The organism is Paenibacillus sp. J22FR21 (assembly GCF_056269135.1).
This window is the reverse complement of record NZ_JBWDNJ010000001.1, coordinates 378,620-397,076: the sequence shown is the minus strand read 5'-3', so window position 1 is coordinate 397,076 and position 18,457 is coordinate 378,620. Positions and strand designations below refer to the sequence as shown.

Genomic DNA, 18,457 nt, shown 5'->3' with positions numbered 1-18,457 from the left:
ATAACAATTTGTCTATAAATTTCTACAAGGTTGAAGTGAAGAAACGTACCGCACCTTCAAAGGGCAGTGACAAACGCTTCTTCTTATGTCTTCATCAGTGAGGTTTCGCTTCTGCTTTTATCTGGTCAACCTGCTCTTTCACACCGGGGTCACTGTTAAGCAGCAGCTCAATCTGTCCCCAAGCGTTGCCGGACCCTTTTGCGGAAGCGTCTGAATGCTTTGGGGCGGCATGCTGCACCATGTCTCCGCTAAATTTACGACTGATGACCGCACCCATCGCCCTCTTCGTCATTCCGTTAACGGCAGTGCCTGCTGCGCTGCTCGCCCAGGCGAACATGCCAGGCTTCTTCTTCGCTATATAAGCCGCCGCTGCCATACCGGCAAGTCCTCCAATCAGAAAACCGGACAATTTCATTGGCAATCCTCCTATGCTGAATGCTGCTTACGACTCGCGTTTAGTTTGCCTAGGGCGAGTTAAGGTCATTCCAGCACAAATTAAGGAAGTAGTAAAGTTCGGTTCCATTTCGAAATATGATACAATAAGTGCATTGTTTTTTGGCGAATTCAACTTCAAGGCCACAGGAGGGCGACAGCATGCCGATTCGTAAACCTCACCTCATCTCCATCGTCATTATGATGGCCCTGCTGGTTACATCCGGATGCAGCAGCAACGGAAACCAGCCTAACACCACCCCTTCAGATTCAACAGGCAATGCAGCGAACAATGGGCCCGCGACAGTGAAGGACCCTGCGCCAGACCCGGCAAACAATACCACGAATCCCGCAACAAACAATGGAAATACAGCCGGTGATAATCAGGGGCAGAGCAATCAGCCCGCAGATGACGATAGTACGAATTCGACAACGCCTTCGGAGAATACGACTGCACCTGAGCCGGATTCTAATGCCACGACGGATCCACAACCGGTCAAGAAGCTTTATAAAATGAATAAAGTATACAGCTTCGTACCTATTGATAAGGCGACCACGAGCAATAAAGTGGTGCTGCTGACCTTCGATGACGGCCCGAAGGAAGACAAAATGGTCAGCTCCCTGCTCGACACGCTCGATAAGCATAAAGCGAAAGCGATCTTCTTCGTGAATGGTTATCGGGTGAAGAAGCACCCGGAATTGCTCAAAAAAATAGCCGATCGCGGGCAAACGATCGGCAATCATTCTTGGGATCACATCGACTTGAAGAAAGAATCACAAGCTTCGGTGAAGAAGCAGATCGAGGACGTTCAGCAAATCGTGAAGGAAGTCGTCGGCACCGAGCCGCAGTTCTTCCGCCCGCCTTTTGGTAACGGTAACGATTATGTAAGGGGTCTTGTTCGCGATCATGGCATGCTCTATATGACTTGGTCAAACGGCTCGCTCGACTGGGATAGCAGCACAAAGGATAAACCGGACAAAGTGATCGCCAATGTGCTTGAGCAGCTCCATCCGGGCGTGAATATCCTGATGCATGAGCTTCCTTGGACAACAGAAGCACTCGACACGCTGCTTACTAAACTTGAGAGCAAAGGTTACGGCTTCATTGATCCTGCGACGATTGACTTAGGTCTGGAGGAACAGCCGCAGACCGCAAAGTAATAAGGTGATATTGGGCAGGTGCCAGCAATCGAATCGGCAATCTGGAAGTACCATATCCACAACTTACAAACAACCGGGGTCCTCTGCTGGCTCCGGTTGTTTGTTGTGCAGAGAAGTCGAACCAGCCGCGCCAGTAACCCGAATCCTCAGTTCCGCGCAAAACCGGTCCAATAAATGGAAGAGCGATTTGACCGCCGTGTGTATGGCCGGAGAGGACCAAGTCCACTTCCTGTCTCTGCTGTGCATTCATCCGATCCACAAGGATCGGATCATGCGCCAGAACGATCGTAAACAGCTGCTGGCTGCCGACGGCCGCTTCCGGATCGCTTAACGCCAAATCCAGTCGATCACGCTCCAAGCGCGGATCATCTACGCCTGCCAGGCGAATGAGGCTGCCGTCCCTTTGCTCCAATACAACAGCTTCATTGACGAGAAGGCGTACCCGCTCTTCCGTCAGCATGACCTCAAGCGGCCTCATATCCTCGTCGTAATCATGGTTACCGTAAACCATATAGACCGGTGCAATCCGCGCAAGCTTCTTGATGTTGCTTCGAGACCTGGCAAGCGGTACTCTCCGCTCCCTCAGATCACCGCCAATCAGCACCAAATCAGCTCCACCGGCCGCGACAAGCCCATCAATCACTTCATCCGAGAGACTTCTTCTATGAATATCTGTGATAAGCAGCAAGGTTGTACCGTCAAATGACGAGGGCAGCCTATCCAAAATTACAATCTGCCGGTCCAATGTGTATTGATACGATGTCCTTATTAATACAGCTGCAATCAGCACGATCACCGCCGCCGCCGACGAAATCCAAATCATCATGAGAAACGAAGCACCCCTCTCCTAGGATTTAGTCGCTCTATCGACTACTCAAACTGCTTTCCCCAAAGAAGAAGTCCTACTAATAAGAGTACGAATAGAAAAATAATAATTTTGTAAAACCATCCTGCCATCTGCTGCTTATTAGAAGGATGTGATTTCCTTCTGGAAGGAAAAGGTACTTCAATGCCTGCAGCCGCTTCGGAAGCAGCCTGTTCCGCCTGTTTCTTTGCCGCAATCGAGGAAATCGATTTCCTGCTGCCAAATTTCTGAACTCTGCTCATTCTTCCCTCCGGAAACGGATTACGAAGCCCATAATCATATCAATCAGAAAGTGTGCTACTATAGGCGCCCATAGTGTGTCGGTTTGAATATAGATCCAGCCTAACGCATAGCTGATAGCAAATACAAGCCCTGTCGGAATCCAATGCTTCAAATACCGAACATGAATGGTTGCAAAAATAATGCTTGTCCAATAAGGTCCGAATTGATGTTGAATAGCACCACGGAAAAGCGTCTCCTCACAGATGGAAACGATTAAGGACAACACCACCACATGCCATATCGCACGGTTTTTAAAAATGCGATCATTGACGCCGCCGTCATCATTGGCTTCATCGGGTACAAATCGGGCCGAAAGCAAATCAATTGCAAGGACCGCAGCTGCCAATCCGGCTCCAAAATACAGAAATGAAAGGCCTTCCGGCAAAACAAATAATAAAAATGGATTACGATGCTGAAAAAATAACCAGATGAAACCGATAACTAAGGTAATCGCTTGCGTGGCATATAGATTTATAAGAAGCATCCGGTCATCAATCTGATCGATGCTCACCGGTTTAATCTTCATTTTGCGAATGTCGAATTTTTTCATATCCAGCTCCCTAATACACTATGAAAGGTGCATATTTCCTTTTCAAAGGTTTTCCCCTATACTAGGAGAACGATCTAATCAACCCCAGAATTCGACAAACAATTAAAGTGAAAGCCTTGTATTTACTAGCATTTTGGCGAAATATCGGATGAAGGAGATTATCATGGAGAAACGACTGACTCGTACTGAAATGCTATTTAGCTTAGGCTTCCTATTCATGCTCGTTTTCGCCGTGGCAGCCTTTTTCTATGGCGTGAAGATAGGTTCAGACAAAACCGAAGCAAAAATAATTGAAAATGCTAAACATCTTAGCAGCAGCAAGAACGCAAGTGCAGGTGCCTATCAACAGCAGGATCTGGTTTCATTCTATCATACTGTATTTCTGCCATATCGTGAATTTCAATCCGAATGGTTCGAAACCATTCATAAACTTTCCTCTCAGCAGCTAACGGATACCAGCTCTTCGCTGAAAGAACTATCGAACATTGCTGAGCAGAAGTATGGAGAGGCCGAACATGCATCTGTACCGAAGAGCTCACCGCTTCTCGAATCCGCTCAACTCCAGCTGCTTAAGAGCTTGCGAATGTTCAGTGAAGCCGCGCAGCGCGGAGCGGGATCAGCCAAGGACATGAACAATACCGAACTCTTGAAAGCCTTAATGAAGGATGCCTACTACACGCAAGGTGTGAAATTCGCTATGGCAGGTCAGCAAAGTTACTACACTGCGATGCTGAAATGGAGCGCGTCGGTCAACCCGAACATTCCGGACCATTACGACAGCACCTCTGTGCTGAGCATCCAGCAATGGAAGACGCTGCCGCTGACCATTAAGAATAAGCTGATGGCGGATATGTTGAATGCCCGCAAAACACTGGCGCCGTTCTATCCGCAGGATCTGGCATCTCGCGTCGATCAATTTATCGTTTCCGGACAATCCGGCAGCATGAAGATGAAAACGGTCGATTCCATCGTCGATCTCCTTATCAGCACGGAAGCTGTACGATCAGGCGATTTCAGTGACAGCAAAGCCGTCCTGTATGCCAAAGAGCTGCTTCCACAGCTGCCGTTCTTCTTCCCGGAGAGTGAATAAGGACTTTAATCGTATTGAAAACCATCCAACGAGGATACCGCAGCCATTCCGCCAATAACATTGGTGAGGTTGCCGTATCCTCTTTCACTTAAATAGCGGCAAACCGCAGCGCTTCTTACACCGTGTGCGCAAATGACATATACCATTCGATCCTTATGCACAGCTTCCGAGTCTTCCCGGAAGGTTGAGAGCGGCATCAGCGTACTGTTATCTAAATGATAATAATTCCATTCGTCCATTTCTCTGACATCAATGATTTGATCAGGCGAGAGCTTTCCCTCGCGCACAAGCGCCATAAACGGCTCTGGTTCAATATTGTCCCATTGTTCCACAAGAATGCCCCCTTTTTACGGTCGATCATAACGAAAATTTCACATTTGGGCAAGTTTTAATCATTGCAATTTGAGTTCTACTTGCATTAAAATAGTAAACATTAATGTAGCCTGGTTCTGTTGGTCCATCCGGTACAACAATAGCTTGACGTGTGATCGTGTGACAGACCCTCGCCTAAGCTGCTGCGCTGTGCGGCATCTTACGAGGGTCTTTCACTTCTACTATACATCCATCATACAAACGCTCAGGAGGCAACCACCATGTTTAAAGTATTGGTCTCAGATCCAATCAGCGATCTAGGCATTCAGAAACTTATGGATGCAGAGGATGTCGTTGTCGACAAGAAGCCTGGATTAAGCGAGGACGAGCTCGTAGCCATTATCGGCGAATACGATGCACTTCTCGTACGCAGCCAGACGCGCGTTACACCGCGCATTATGGATGCAGGTAAATCGCTTAAGGTTATCGGTCGCGCCGGCGTCGGAGTGGACAACATCGACTTGGAAGCAGCTACACAACGCGGAATTATCGTTATTAACGCACCAGACGGCAACACAATCACAACTTGTGAGCATACGTTTGCCATGATGATGTCTGTTGCTCGTTTCATTCCACAAGCCTACCTCAAGACTGTAGGCGGCGAGTGGGATCGCAAGTCGTTCCTTGGCGTCGAACTACGCGGCAAAGTGCTCGGCGTACTCGGTATGGGCCGTATCGGCAGCGAAGTGGCCAAACGCGCGAAAGCGTTTGACATGGAAATTTGGGGTTATGACCCATTCCTCACGGAAGAGCGCGCTGAGAAGCTTGGCATTCGTCTCTCCAGCGTAGATGACATCGTACGTAATGCAGACTTTATGACCGTGCATACGCCGCTTACACCGGAAACGCGTCACATGATCTCTCGTGCGCAATTCGAAGTGATGAAGAAAGGCATGCGCATCGTGAACTGTGCACGCGGCGGTATCATCGATGAGCAAGCGCTTGTAGAAGCAATCGATCAAGGAATTGTAGCAGGTGCAGCATTCGACGTATTCGAGGTTGAACCGCCGGCAGCCGATCATCCGTTCCTGAAGCATCCCAAAATCATCGTAACCCCGCATCTTGGTGCATCTACTGTTGAAGCTCAAGAAAACGTGGCCATTGATGTATCGGAACAAGTATTGAACATCCTTCGCGATAAACCGTTTATGAACGCGGTCAACATGCCTCCGATTCCGGCGAATGTACTGAGCAAGCTACAACCGTACTTCGGCCTTGGCGAGAAACTGGGCAGCTTTATTGCTCAACTGACTGAAGGTGCCGTAGAAGAAATCACAGTCAGCTATGCAGGTGAGCTGGCTGAGGTTGATACGCAGCCGTTGACACGTTATGTTGTACGCGGTGTGCTTTCTCACCACCTCGGTTCGGATCAAGTGAATGTCGTGAATTCCATGCATCTTGCTAAAGAACGCCATGTGAACATCGTGGTACAGAAGTCTCACGAAGCACGTGACTTCACGAACTCCATTACCGTAACACTTCGCTCCAAAACTGCTACTCGCCTGGTAACGGGTACAATGTTGACAGGTTATGGACCACGAATTGTACAAATCGATCGTTTCCCTGTTGACGTTGCTCCGGAAGGCAACATCATCTTGATCTCGCATAACGACAAACCGGGTATCATCGGTAATGTCGGTATGCTGCTTGGAAACAACAACGTGAACATCGCAACGATGCAGGTTGGTCGTGAGCTTGTTGGCGGTTCTGCAATCATGGTATTGACTGTAGACAAAGGCGTGTCCAAGGACGTTATCGCCGCGCTGGTCAATCTGCCGGATCTGAACAAAGCGAAAGAAATTAATCTCTATTAATTACAATAAGCTCCGACCCTTTTCGAGGGTCGGAGCTTTTTTGTGCACGCATCTGACATGAAAATGTTTCACGACCAACAAGATTTCTCTACTTCCTTCAACAAGAACCGACTTTCCGGCGCTTAACTAATCCCGACCAGCTGCATCCTCACATAAGTCGAATCATACCAATGTGCACGAAGCTCGATGCGATGTCCGCTTCTTCCTGCAGCCCAATGAAACGGTACCGAGAAATATTCATAGCGATTGGTTTGCTTCCAATCATTGCGCTGCAGAACACGCGTTGCGAGCACGGCACCTGAATCGTCTGCATCCACAACCTCGAGCCGGATGACGTCATTTGTACCGCTGTTGCTATCGACCATCATTTTCCATGTGGCGATGTTATCTCCTACCGGTGTATTGGTCGTATACGGACCGTATTGCATGTAATCCGGACCGTCTAAGCTGGTTGAAGCAGACCAGCCGTCACTGTCTGTGCGTCCAATAACATGACCGATTCCTGCATCCGCCATCCCCCATTTCAAATCGAAGCCACCGTCATTTTCATTGGCAATGAGCGCCCTGCTTGTAGGATTGGTCCGATAATAGATGAAGTTCTCTCCGTCTACCGACAAGAAGCTCGGTCCATCATTGCCGAACGTATTGTCGGTCTGAGGCAATATATGGTTTTGACTAAACTTGCTCCAGTGGACCAAATCAGTCGAGCTCGCAACCCCTGAAGACCATTTGGCCGTGTTATACGGGGGATCCTCACTGCCTTCATAGGTCATATAATAGGTGCTTCCTACTTTGACGATATCTCGATGACCCGCTGTTCCGGCCTCCCAAGTGCCAGGTACGGTATCGATTACCGGATTTCCGGAATATTTGGTCAGTGATGTCAGGCTCGTTCCCGTGGCAACGCCGATGCGGCAATCTGAGCCGTCATATCCATGATAAAATAAATACCATGTGCTGCCTTCTTTATAGAGCGACGGAGTTCCAATATTGACGCTTTCCCAGCCCGTAGAATTATGCGTCAATATCTGGCCTTGTTTAGTGAAGCTAACGCCGTCCGTGGAAGTTGCCAAGCCGATTTGTCCCGGTGATCCCGTACCCGTTCCTTCATAGACGAGATAGAAGGTGCCGCTGTCGTACCATACGCCGGGAAACGTAGCAAACGAGTCATCCCATTGTCCAGGCGACCCTGCCGTCAAGACAAAGCCGTTATCCGTGAAATTGACCCCATCGGTTGACTTCGCTAAGCCGACACCGCCTTTGCCGAACGCATCCCATTTGATGTAGTACGCCCATATTTCGCCATTCACTTTGAGGGTAGAAATAAAATGCATCGAAAACGAACTACCGATAAACGGATTGATTTTATCCAGCTTTATAAAAGCTTGATTATCCATCAAATGCGACATATTGGATGCGATATTCGAGGTTGTCACGTTACCGGTGGATACGGCAGCAGGTCCGATATCCGTTGCAGCCGAGTTATAATCAGAGCCATTCACGAATACGACGCTCTTCGTGATCGTGCTTCCGTTTGTTACTTTAAGGTTGTCGTACTGAGCGGAATAAGACTGGGAAGCACTGTCATTCTCTCCGACGATATCCCATTTGGATGAGGTTTTGCCGATCATGGAGGCTGGGACCGCCAGCTTGCGGTGATACCATTTGTTAGTGGCAAATGCGGAGATATTGGCATTCGGATGACCGCTAATATTGTTCTGATCTTTCCAGACGGATGATCCGGTATCCCGGAAGTATGTCCCATCGGCGTTAATAATTTCGATACCTCCGGCGCCATCGATGCCACTCGATATCTTTACATCGTATTCGATGTAATCACCGGAAACAAACGTATAGGCTTTGTTCGATATTCGTTTGTAGATATACTTGTTCGCTGTACCGCTGGCGTCATTCGTCACACTGAGCGATACGATATCGCCCCCTGCCCATGGGTTGGCACCTGCTGTCGCCGTTGCTGCAAACATGCCGGTCATCAAGACAGTGGATAAGAATAGCAGAACCCATTTCTTCACCTGATTGGCTGTCATAAACATCCTCCTTTGAAGTGGAAGTGAATGCAAGCTCAGTTTAAATTAGTATAATTTGACCAGTCAATATAGCCTTCTATAGCAACCAAGCTCTTTCTTGAAACTTTTTCTTGGGGAATCGTTGAACAGCAGAAACACACCTAAAAAAGCTGCCCCACGTGAGGAGCAGCTTCTGAAAAGTTTATAGAACCGGAAGTAAGATGGTAAACGCAGTGCCTGCCCCCATAACACTTTCCGCCTTAATTTGACCGCGATGGGATTCGATAATGTTCTTCACGATAGCAAGTCCGAGGCCAGTTCCGCCTGATGCCCCGCGTGTACGAGCTTTATCCGCTTTATAGAATCGCTCGAAAATATACGGAAGGTCACCTTGCGGGATTCCCTCGCCCTCATCTGTCACTTTAATCTCGACATAAGCCTTCTGATCCACGATCACATTGCAGGCGCTAAGCGTGATTGACGCCTGCATCGACGTATGGCGAATTGCATTGTCCAGCAGGTTCGTCAGCACTTGCTCCATGCGATCCTCGTCTGCCTGCGCGATGACGAGCGGCTCTGTCGGAAGCTCGATATGAAGGTGTATGTCTTGCTCCTTCGCACGCACCAAGAACTTGCGATGTACTCGCTTCAGAAGTCCGGTCAGATCCGTCTCGACCAGCTTCATCTCAATATGACCGGCTTCCATTCTGGCCAAATCCAGCAAATCCTTCACGAGGCGACCCATGCGAAGCGACTCCTCATAAATCACCTGCGCAAGCTCCTTGCGCTCTTCCGGTGAAGCTGCAATATCATCCAGCAACGCTTCGCTGTAGCCTTGCAGCATCGATAATGGCGTCCTGATCTCATGAGAGACGTTAGCAACGAAGTCCCGGCGAAGCTTCTCCAGCTTCGTCTCCTCCGTTACATCCCGCATTACCGCAACCGCACCGCGAACGGTATGATTCGATTTGAGCGGAGCCATCACAACCGACCATACACCGCTTTGCACATGGACTTTATCGGATAAGTCCCGACCTTCCCGAAGCACTTTGCGGTACAGATCAAACATCGGCTCCGGTACCTGCGTATGGGAGCCAATATAATCTTCCGTCCATTCCAGCTCATTCCACTTGTCAATCAACTTCTGTCCATGTGGATTAGCCAGTATGATTTGACCTTCCGCATCGAAGGTAACGACCGCATCAGCCATACTCCGATGGACGCTCGCTAGGTGATCCTTCTCATGATTCAAGTCATGAATCAACGTATCCAGCTCAGAGGCCATATTATTGAACGTGTTGGCCAGGTCGCCGATCTCGTCCGTCGAACGAATGGGTACTCGTGTACGGTACTCGCCTTGGGAGATCAGATCAGCCGCTTTCTTCAGTTGAAGCAGCGGCTGCGTGATTTTGGTAGAGAGGAAGAACGCAAAAAACGTCGATAACAGAAACCCGATGATGGCCGTGTAAACAAACAGCACCTTGACATCATGCGAGTTCTTGAAGGCAATGTCGATATATTGGAGCAGGAACATCCCCAGTATAAGCAATACGACAGCCACAAGCGCGATAATTGTAATCCATAGCTTCCCGACAACACTTCGCCAGATCATCACTTACTTCGGCACCTCAAGCTTATAGCCTACGCCCCAAACCGTCGTGATCATCATCGCAGCTTCCGGAGAAACTTTGTTCAGCTTCTCGCGAAGTCGTTTGACATGGGTATCCACGGTACGAAGATCTCCGAAAAACTCATAGTTCCAGACGTCTTTCAACAATTCTTCCCGGGAAAACACTTTATCCGGCGAAATCGCCAAGTAATGAAGCAGCTCATATTCCTTCGGCGTCAAACTGACCTCTTGCCCGCCAGCCATGACACGATGCGCATCATGCTCGATAATGAGATGCGGGAACACGATATTATTGCTCGTCAACGCTTCCTTCGTTAAGAACGCGGTAGCCGACGAACGGCGCAGGATGGCTTTCACGCGATAAATGACTTCGCGAGGGCTGAATGGTTTCACAACATAGTCGTCAGCGCCTACTTCAAAGCCTTGAACGCGGTTCATTTCCTCGCCTTTAGCCGTCAACATAATAACCGGCGTCGCCTTTACCTGACGCAGTCTGGAACAGACTTCTACGCCATCAATTCCCGGCAGCATGACATCCAGCAGAATCAGGTCAAATTCGCCTGCTGTTGCAAGGCGAAGTGCGGTTTCGCCGTCCTCGGCCTCCTCAATGAGATAGCCTTCCTTTTCCAGATACATTTTGAGCAGCCTGCGAATTCGTTCTTCGTCATCAACTACAAGAATGCGGTGAAGTTCTTCAGACATGTCCGTTGTCTCCTTTCAAATCTTGCTTATCTTCATTAAACGCCTGCGTAGGAGTGCAAGCCGACAAGGACCAAGTTAACCCCAATCAGCGTAAACAACACGATGACAAAGCCGATAACCGCAAGCCATGCCGATTTGGAACCATGCCACCCGCGCGATAGACGCAAGTGTAGGTAAGCCGTGTAGTACAGCCAAGTAATAAGCGCCCATACTTCTTTAGGATCCCAGCCCCAGAAACGCGACCAGGCAATGTAGGCCCAGATCATTGCGAATATTAGTGCGCCCAGCATAAAGATCGGATAACCAATAGCAATGGCGCGATAGCTGATTTCATCAATATCATCTTCGTCGATATCATCCATCAGAGGATGAATCGCGGCCCCGATCCGCTTGCGCAAGACAAGTCGCAGGATACCGTATAGAATGGCCCCGTTAATGATTGACCACGTAATCGTGTTCAGCTTACGAGCCGCATTGACGCCTTTCATCCAGGACGGAGTCTCCATCAGCGGTTTCTTCACACCAAGGAAGGCATCAATCGATACATCTTGGCTGTTATATGGCTTGAAGATTGGCGGAAGGGAGTATTCAACGGTTTCCGTAGTCGTGCTCTCAATTCCTTTGTCATCAATGACAACATTCTCTTTCTTGAACGTCGCTTCATAGCCAGCGCCACGGAAAGAGAAAACCGAGCCGATAAACGCAATGATGATGACGATGACAAATAGCGTAAATTCGACCCAGCGTTGTTCGCGTCTTGCTTGTGGACTCGTTTTCTTGAAGTCAACCGTACGAAGCAAGTACATCAATCCAGCTGCAAAACCAACTGCGAAGAAAGCTTCGCCTGTTGCCGCTGTCGTAACGTGAACTTTAAGCCAAATCGACTGCAGTGCCGGGATGAGCGGTTGAACCTCTTGAGGAAATACCGCTGCATATGCAACAATAATAACCGTTAATGGTAAGGTGAACAAACCAAGCAGCGGTTTGCGGTAGATCGCGTTGACGATGATGAACGCAAACATAATGGCCATCGCCAGAAAAGTCATAAATTCATACATGTTACTGGTCGGGATGTGGCCCCCGCCGATCCAGCGTGTAATAAAGAAGGTTACGTGTGAAGCAAATCCAAGTATCGAAACCGCGTATGCGAAAAGGCCCCAGCGGCGAATATGCTCTTCCGGACTGCGGTTGCTCCATTTGCGCCCGAGGGCGGCAACGCCATAAAACATAAATCCGAAGCAGTACAGAAAAAATGCGACGATAAACGCGTCGCTGCTAAAATCAAGCAAACTCACGATTTGTTCCTCCCGTTATCGAGCGACTTCGGCTCTACGACGACGCCTAGCCCGCGCAATGCGGAAGCGACCTCGGCACGCATGCCGTAATTATTCTTGTTCGTATGTGCGCCTAACGTGACGCGGCCGCCCTCTATGCGAAGCCAAATTCTGCGGTGATGCCAATAAGAACCCAGCAACAGTCCAAACATCGATATGCCGGCCCCTACCCAGATATAAGGCATCGCCCGATCTGAGCGAATATTAAGCGAGGTCATCACACCTGCGAACTCAACACCTCCCATAGTCGGAACCTTCAGCTCAAACCTTTTGCCCATTTCCCCATTGATGAGATCCTGGCTGAATCGCGCTTTGTCGGTTTGTTTCGGGAAGTACATGTACGGCTCGCCATCCGCCGCCAAATCCGGACCTTTCATCACGAACACAAATGCCGGCGCGTTCGGCTCCTTGGATTTCGTCGTCGGCTTGCCTTCCGAGTTCAGCGCAAAATCCATGTACGTCTGACGGAGCTCAAGCGTGTACGGTCCAAGCTTGTAGGTTAATTCCGGATTCCGCATGACGAGATCGAAAGGCCCATAGGTCTGGCCCGTCTTATGATCGATCAGAACCGGATGAACGGCCTTCAGCTTCGGTGTATCGTCGAAGCCGAACTGATATGCCTTGATGCCTTTGTAGGAAAGCGGATCGTTCACGATAATATTGTGACGCTTCACTTCCTTCAGCTGCGGCTGCTTGGAAGGATCATCGCAATCCGCCTCGCACTCATACAGCACGGCCTTCGTCTCGTAGAGTTTAGCCCGGGCCGTCCCTTTCAACGATTCCGGAAGCTCTGCATCCGTATAGTAGTTGATCGTAAACTTCTCGTTCTTCACGTAATAATTCGTTTCAGGGATTTGAACCGTTTCCCCTTCCGTCACCGTTACGTAATTGTCCATCGCCCAACCGGGAAGCGTCCGAAGCAATACCGCGAGCAGGAACGTAATCAAGCCAATATGATTAATATAGGGTCCCCAGCGGCTGAACCGGTATTTCTCCGCCAGCAGGGCGTCGCCTTCATGATGGACCTTATAATGCTTGCGCTTTAGCTCCTTAGCCATCGCAGCGGTCCAATTCTCTGCTGATCCTTCAATATCACTCGTAAATACGGTCTTCTGTCTGGTCAAGAACGTGTTATGCTTTCGGATTTGTTGTTTGTTCAGTGCCCGATAGAGCGGCAGCACACGATCAAGACTGCAAATAACGAGCGAAGTTCCGATCATAACCAGCAGGCCGATAAACCACCACGACTCATACGTATTGGACAAGCCGAGCTTATAATACCATTTGCCGATCCAGCCGTAACGCTCTTCGTAATACGTTGTAGGATCAAATGAGATAAAGGCATTCTCTTGTGTGAAAATCGTGCCGACCATAGCGGCAATCAATGTAATCACGATCAAACGAACTGCAATTTTAACCGAAGAGAAAAAGTTCCAAACGCGATCAATCGGTGACGGATTCGTCTTCTGCGAGCGCCTTGCAATGCCGTCGTAGCGCATCTCGAGCGGCGCATCGCTCTCTGCTTCTTCCCCGTCCAGCGGGTTGCCGCAATGCTCGCAAAGCACGGTTCCAACCGGATTCTGGTGACCGCATTCACATTTCGTATTTTCAAAAGTCAACATGCAAAAAAACCTCCTTCGACTAGGACTGAAGCAATTTCTCGATCCGCTTGTCCATGTCCGCTTCCGCCATCGGTCCGACAAAGATGTCTTGAATCGTTCCATCCGGCTTCACAAAGAAGGTAGTGGGATACGACTTCAAACCGTACTTTCGCTGTACGTCGTTATTCTCGTTAAGCAGTATGGAATAGCCGACATCAAACTGCTTCACAAAATTAGAAACGGTCAATTTGTCCTCGCCAAGATTAATCCCGACGACTTCAAAGGGCTTATCTTTATGCTTCGCGTATTGGGCGACCAAATCCGGCGTCTCCGTTACGCAGCCCGGACAGTATGTACCCCAGAAGTTGATGACAAGTGCCTTGCCTTTGTAGTCTGCGAGCCTGTGTGTTTGGCCGTCCATACCAATCAGGGCGAAATCCGGCGGCTCCGAGCCTTTCCGCGGCAGCCCGTCATGAGAACTAAACAGAGCATTGCCGATTGCATAGCCCCCGAGGAGCAATACGCCCAGAAAAATAACAATTTGAATGAGTCTGCGGTTCGATTTCATATAAGTGTTAGTCACCGCCCGTTCTTATGCTGCAATTTTCTTGAATTCCATACTATCATTATAACGAAAATTCGACGGCAATTGAGGTTGCCGTCGCTCGTTATTTTTGAATTTTATGTGTCTTGACAGCCGCTGCGCGCAGCTCTTGAACCTCTTTGGGCGTTAAATGGCGGAACTTTCCACGTGCCAATCCGTGTAGCCCCAATTCGCCGAATCGTACGCGGCGAAGCAGCAGTACCGGATGATTAATGGCATCGAACATCCGACGAACCTGCCTGTTGCGTCCCTCGTAGATCGTAATCGTAATCGTCGCCTGATTCTTCTCCGTATTTACATCGTGATACTCTACCTCAGCAGGTGCTGTCATTCCGTCCTCAAGCAGAATGCCCTGCTGCAGCCGCTCCAGCGCCGTGCCGTGCGGTACCCCTTTAACAGTGGCCCAATAAGTCTTCGGTACGTGATGGCTCGGATGCGTCAATAAGTTCGCAAACTCGCCGTCATTCGTAAGCAGCAGCAAACCTTCCGTATCATAATCAAGCCGGCCTACAGGATAGACGCGCTCTGTAATGCCGGGCAGATAATCCGCCACAATCTTACGTCCCTGCGGGTCACTCGCACTTGTAATGACACCTTTGGGCTTATGAAGCATCAAGTAAAGCTTGCTCTCACTCTGGATTCTGCGGCCCTTCACCGTAATGATATCAACGGCCGGGTCAGCTTTGACCCCCAGTGTAGTCACTGTCTCCTCATTGACCTGTACTTGACCGGACAATATGAGCTCCTCGCATTTGCGGCGTGATGCAACGCCCGCCTGCGCCAAAATCTTCTGTAAACGTTCCAATGATTTCACCTCACCCACCATCATACCCTAAATGACAGGTGGAAAGAAAGTGCACAACAAATATGCCCGCAAGAGCGAATGCACTATAGTGCAGTACGCTTGCGGGCATTATCCGGTTAACTTACCCAAACACGAATAAACAAATGATGATAGCAGCGAAAAAACCGACGAAATCTGAAAATAACCCTACTTTAAGTGCATACTTACTGCGCCTGATTCCAACCGCTCCAAAATAAACCGTGAGTACGTACAGTGTCGTATCCGTACTGCCTTGGATCGTAGATGAGATCCGTCCGATCATGGAATCCGGCCCATACGTCTTAATAAGCTCAGTAGTGAATGCAAGTGACCCCGCTCCGGTAAGCGGCCGCAGCAGTCCGAGCGGCAATACTTCGCTTGGAATACCTAAGCCATCGAACAATGGCCGTATGAGCGAAGCCATCATATCCATAGCTCCGGATGCTCGAAACATACTGATCGCTACCATCATCCCGACCAAATGCGGAATAATGTTAATCGCCGTGCCGAAGCCGTCCTTGGCTCCTTCGATAAATGTTTCATACACGGGTACGCGCTTAAATGCAGCATAGAGCGGAATAAACACGATCATGAACGGGATGATCCAAGCTGAGACGGCCGTTATCCATTCATACAACGGCCTCACCCTTTCCTTGGCCGTCTGCCGTGAGCGACTCCACGCTTCGAGGAGCTGCCGTTCCATCGCGGCTGGTAAATCGCGGCGGCTTATTGCGATATCGTTTGCGATACCAGCGATCGGCAGCAATAGCCGCTGCTGTCGCAACCAAGGTGGCCGCTAGTGTTGTTCCGACAATCTCCGCAGGATGCGCCGAGCTGTAAGTCATGCGAATTGCAATTAACGTTGTAGGGACAAGCGTAATGCTGGAAGTATTGAGCGCAAGCAACGTGCACATGGCCGCTGAAGCGGTCTCCTTGTCCGGATTGAGCTTCTGCAGCTCCTGCATCGCTTTAATCCCCATAGGCGTAGCCGCGTTGCCGAGCCCGAGTATGTTTGCACTCATGTTGCTCATTATGTAACCGAGGGCCGGATGACCCTTCGGCACGTCTGGGAATAAGAATCGGACAACCGGCTGCAGCAAGGCGGCGATTTTGCGGAGCAGACCCGCATCCTCGCCGATGCGCATAAGCCCCAGCCAGAACACCATTACGCTGATGAGCCCGAAACTGACGGTGACTCCGCTCTTCGCTCCTTCAAATGCGGCCTCGGTCAAGGCTTCCATTCGACCATTCACGATTGCTGCAACGAAGCTGACCGCGATAAAGAAAAGCCAAATGAAATTTACCATCCCCCGGCCTCCTTCCCTCCAAACAAAGTAGACAGCGTGACCGTCAGTGCCCTTCGGAAGGAAGCTGATGATAAGCCGCCATAAGCAGACTCCGATTGATCACCGATCACCCAAGCCGGTTTCTCCGGCATTGTAATACGCTGACTCTGCGGATCAAATACCGGCGTCGAGCCAATCCTCTCCTCACCGATAAACCACTCCAGCTTCCCGCGCTCACCAAGCTTGTATGCTGTAGAATTGGCATCGATCAGCGTCAGCTTCGAACGCAGCTGCTGCTGCTCGCCTTCAGCAAACGGATAAAGCAGCGTTCGTCCGACGGCAAGCGGATATCCGTTTATCGACTGGCCTTTGTGTGTCACTTCGGTTAAGCGGAAATTGGCGAAGCCGAAGTCGAGCAGCTTACGGTGATCCTGCCAATCATCCCCGTCATTTAAGGTAACCGCAACAAGCTGCTGGCCATTCCGTGTAGCCGAGCTGACCAAGGTTCGAAGCGACTTCTTCGTATAGCCCGTTTTGACGCCGTCCGCTCCTTCGTACATCGTGAGCATTTTATTTTTGTTCCGCCATTGGTAGTCCCAGCTGTCATTCGGATTAGGAGCCTTCTTCTCCTTCGTCTTCACGATTTCTTTGAAAACCGGGTTCTTCATGGCGTAGGCAGTCAGCTTCGCCAGATCGTTCGCAGATGAATAGTGTCCCTCGGCGTCCAGACCGCTGGGGTTCATGAACTGGGAATTAGAGAGGCCCAGCATCTGTGCCTTCTCATTCATCATATGGACGAAACCTTCCTCCGTACCGCCGACATGTTCCGCAATCGCTGTTGCTGCATCATTGCCGGACCTTAGCATCAAGCCGTAAAGCATATTTTGCAAGCTCATTTCCTCGCCGCGCTGCAAATAGATGGACGATCCTTCTTTGCCTGCAGCTCGTATACTCGTCTTCACTTTGTCGGTGAGCTTGCCGTGCTCAATGGCTACAATCGCCGTCATGATCTTCGTTAAGCTGGCAATGAGCATGGGCTTGTCCCCGTTATAACTGTAGAGAATGCGACCTGACTCCACATCGATCAGCGCTGCGCCTTTGGCATGGGTCGATACGCGCTCCTTCGGAGCAGCCACGGCTGTTGTTAATCCGGTTAGAAAGAGGCAAGTTGCCATTGACAGCAGAATAAGTTTGTACCATTTTCGGGTGAATCTCGACCTCATACACTTCCTCCTTCGAAACTGGCGGGCAAGAACATGGTCTTGTACCAGTATATGAACAGGTCCATGAGATATACTACCGAGCCCGTCCTGAAAAAAAAGAAACCGCCCCGCAGGGACGGTTCCATATGCAATTAGTGGCCATCCATACTTTCGATGAGAACGGATTCCAGCCCGCTTTCACTGCTTGCCGTGTTTTTCTTGAACATACTCTGGATTTTCTCGAACACTTGCGGCGCGGAATCAATGACCCGTTCCATCAAATGAGTTTGATTATCCAGCGGTACAATGCGTACCCCCTGCGTGCCTACGACAAGGAAAGCGATTGGCGTTATGGATACCCCGCCGCCGCTGCCGCCGCCAAATGGCAGTTGAACAGCTGCGTTATGCGAGTCCCCTTGCTTATGCTCGTCGAAGCGGATATCACTGCCCCCCGCGACAAAGCCGAAGCCCACTTTCGAAATCGGCATGATGACGCTGCCGTCAGGTGTTTGGACCGGATCACCGACAATCGTATTTACATCGACCATTTCCTTGATATTTTCCATTGCGGTTTGCATTAAGCCTTGAATCGGATGGTCTGTCATCTCAAAAAGTCCTCCTTGGTTCAAAGTCGGTAGCTGCACCTTTCCGTTCATATCGTTCCCCCTCTTCAGGAGCATTA

19 protein-coding genes are annotated in these 18,457 nt (G+C 49.8%); 3 read left to right on the top strand and 16 right to left on the bottom strand.

All coding sequences use genetic code 11. The features are described from left to right. Nucleotides 1–94: 94 nt before the first annotated feature. On the bottom strand, nt 95–415 hold the full coding sequence (locus AC0YNS_RS01910; protein WP_475779369.1) for a hypothetical protein: 321 nt from the start codon (nt 413–415) through the stop codon (nt 95–97). 179 nt (nt 416–594) lie between these two features. On the opposite strand from AC0YNS_RS01910, the gene AC0YNS_RS01905 reads away from it, so the two are divergent. Continuing rightward, nucleotides 595–1,593: a polysaccharide deacetylase family protein gene (locus AC0YNS_RS01905; RefSeq protein ID WP_475779368.1), complete on the top strand. Its 999-nt coding sequence runs from the start codon at nt 595–597 to the stop codon at nt 1,591–1,593. On the opposite strand, the gene AC0YNS_RS01900 is transcribed toward AC0YNS_RS01905, so the two are convergent. The 3 genes from AC0YNS_RS01900 to AC0YNS_RS01890 are packed head-to-tail and all read right to left on the bottom strand — an operon-like array spanning nt 1,535 to nt 3,290. Next, nucleotides 1,535–2,419 carry a metallophosphoesterase gene (locus tag AC0YNS_RS01900; RefSeq protein ID WP_475779367.1) on the bottom strand — a complete coding sequence of 295 codons (885 nt, stop codon included), beginning with the start codon at nt 2,417–2,419 and terminating at the stop codon, nt 1,535–1,537. The genes AC0YNS_RS01905 and AC0YNS_RS01900 overlap by 59 nt on opposite strands. A gap of 44 nt (nt 2,420–2,463) precedes the next feature. Beyond that, the gene (locus tag AC0YNS_RS01895; protein WP_475779366.1) at nt 2,464–2,700 is read right to left on the bottom strand and encodes a hypothetical protein; all 237 of its coding nucleotides are present in this window, start codon (nt 2,698–2,700) and stop codon (nt 2,464–2,466) included. Further along, nucleotides 2,697–3,290 (bottom strand): lysostaphin resistance A-like protein, encoded by a 594-nt coding sequence (locus AC0YNS_RS01890; RefSeq protein WP_475779365.1) that lies wholly within the window; start codon nt 3,288–3,290, stop codon nt 2,697–2,699. Before AC0YNS_RS01890 ends, AC0YNS_RS01895 begins: the two co-directional genes overlap by 4 nt. Before the next feature lie 163 nt (nt 3,291–3,453). Between AC0YNS_RS01890 and AC0YNS_RS01885 the strand changes: the two genes are divergently transcribed. Then, a complete protein-coding gene (locus AC0YNS_RS01885; protein ID WP_475779364.1) occupies nt 3,454–4,380 on the top strand; it encodes a hypothetical protein in 927 nt (308 codons plus the stop codon). Nucleotides 4,381–4,385: 5 nt separating this feature from the next. Here AC0YNS_RS01885 and AC0YNS_RS01880 read toward each other — a convergent pair whose 3' ends face one another. Beyond that, nucleotides 4,386–4,712: a rhodanese-like domain-containing protein gene (locus tag AC0YNS_RS01880; protein WP_475779363.1), complete on the bottom strand. Its 327-nt coding sequence runs from the start codon at nt 4,710–4,712 to the stop codon at nt 4,386–4,388. A gap of 261 nt (nt 4,713–4,973) precedes the next feature. Between AC0YNS_RS01880 and serA the strand changes: the two genes are divergently transcribed. Further along, the gene (gene serA / locus AC0YNS_RS01875) at nt 4,974–6,566 is read left to right on the top strand and encodes a phosphoglycerate dehydrogenase (protein ID WP_475779362.1); all 1,593 of its coding nucleotides are present in this window, start codon (nt 4,974–4,976) and stop codon (nt 6,564–6,566) included. Between the two features lie 122 nt (nt 6,567–6,688). Here serA and AC0YNS_RS01870 read toward each other — a convergent pair whose 3' ends face one another. The 11 genes from AC0YNS_RS01870 to ytfJ form a co-directional block, all read right to left on the bottom strand. Next, nucleotides 6,689–8,614 (bottom strand): glycoside hydrolase family protein, encoded by a 1,926-nt coding sequence (locus tag AC0YNS_RS01870; RefSeq protein ID WP_475779361.1) that lies wholly within the window; start codon nt 8,612–8,614, stop codon nt 6,689–6,691. 181 nt (nt 8,615–8,795) lie between these two features. Beyond that, nucleotides 8,796–10,208 carry an ATP-binding protein gene (locus AC0YNS_RS01865; protein ID WP_475779360.1) on the bottom strand — a complete coding sequence of 471 codons (1,413 nt, stop codon included), beginning with the start codon at nt 10,206–10,208 and terminating at the stop codon, nt 8,796–8,798. Continuing rightward, entirely contained in the window at nt 10,209–10,925 is a 717-nt protein-coding gene (locus AC0YNS_RS01860) for a response regulator transcription factor (RefSeq protein ID WP_090976783.1), read from the bottom strand. It abuts the gene before it with no gap. Between the two features lie 35 nt (nt 10,926–10,960). Beyond that, entirely contained in the window at nt 10,961–12,220 is a 1,260-nt protein-coding gene (gene ccsA / locus AC0YNS_RS01855; protein ID WP_475779359.1) for a cytochrome c biogenesis protein CcsA, read from the bottom strand. Next, on the bottom strand, nt 12,217–13,881 hold the full coding sequence (gene resB, locus AC0YNS_RS01850) for a cytochrome c biogenesis protein ResB (protein ID WP_475779358.1): 1,665 nt from the start codon (nt 13,879–13,881) through the stop codon (nt 12,217–12,219). The genes ccsA and resB overlap by 4 nt, the downstream gene beginning before the upstream one ends. 19 nt (nt 13,882–13,900) lie before the next feature. Next, nucleotides 13,901–14,428 (bottom strand): redoxin domain-containing protein, encoded by a 528-nt coding sequence (locus AC0YNS_RS01845; protein ID WP_475779357.1) that lies wholly within the window; start codon nt 14,426–14,428, stop codon nt 13,901–13,903. A 100-nt stretch (nt 14,429–14,528) separates the two neighbouring features. Further along, on the bottom strand, nt 14,529–15,269 hold the full coding sequence (locus AC0YNS_RS01840; protein WP_090976791.1) for a pseudouridine synthase: 741 nt from the start codon (nt 15,267–15,269) through the stop codon (nt 14,529–14,531). 121 nt (nt 15,270–15,390) lie between these two features. Beyond that, on the bottom strand, nt 15,391–15,879 hold the full coding sequence (locus tag AC0YNS_RS01835) for a spore maturation protein (RefSeq protein WP_177186497.1): 489 nt from the start codon (nt 15,877–15,879) through the stop codon (nt 15,391–15,393). A gap of 37 nt (nt 15,880–15,916) precedes the next feature. Next, on the bottom strand, nt 15,917–16,594 hold the full coding sequence (locus AC0YNS_RS01830) for a nucleoside recognition domain-containing protein (RefSeq protein WP_090976795.1): 678 nt from the start codon (nt 16,592–16,594) through the stop codon (nt 15,917–15,919). Then, nucleotides 16,588–17,748: a D-alanyl-D-alanine carboxypeptidase family protein gene (locus AC0YNS_RS01825; protein ID WP_475780079.1), complete on the bottom strand. Its 1,161-nt coding sequence runs from the start codon at nt 17,746–17,748 to the stop codon at nt 16,588–16,590. Before AC0YNS_RS01825 ends, AC0YNS_RS01830 begins: the two co-directional genes overlap by 7 nt. Nucleotides 17,749–17,927: 179 nt before the next feature. Beyond that, nucleotides 17,928–18,380: a GerW family sporulation protein gene (gene ytfJ, locus AC0YNS_RS01820; RefSeq protein WP_475779356.1), complete on the bottom strand. Its 453-nt coding sequence runs from the start codon at nt 18,378–18,380 to the stop codon at nt 17,928–17,930. Between the last annotated feature and the right edge of the window lie 77 nt (nt 18,381–18,457).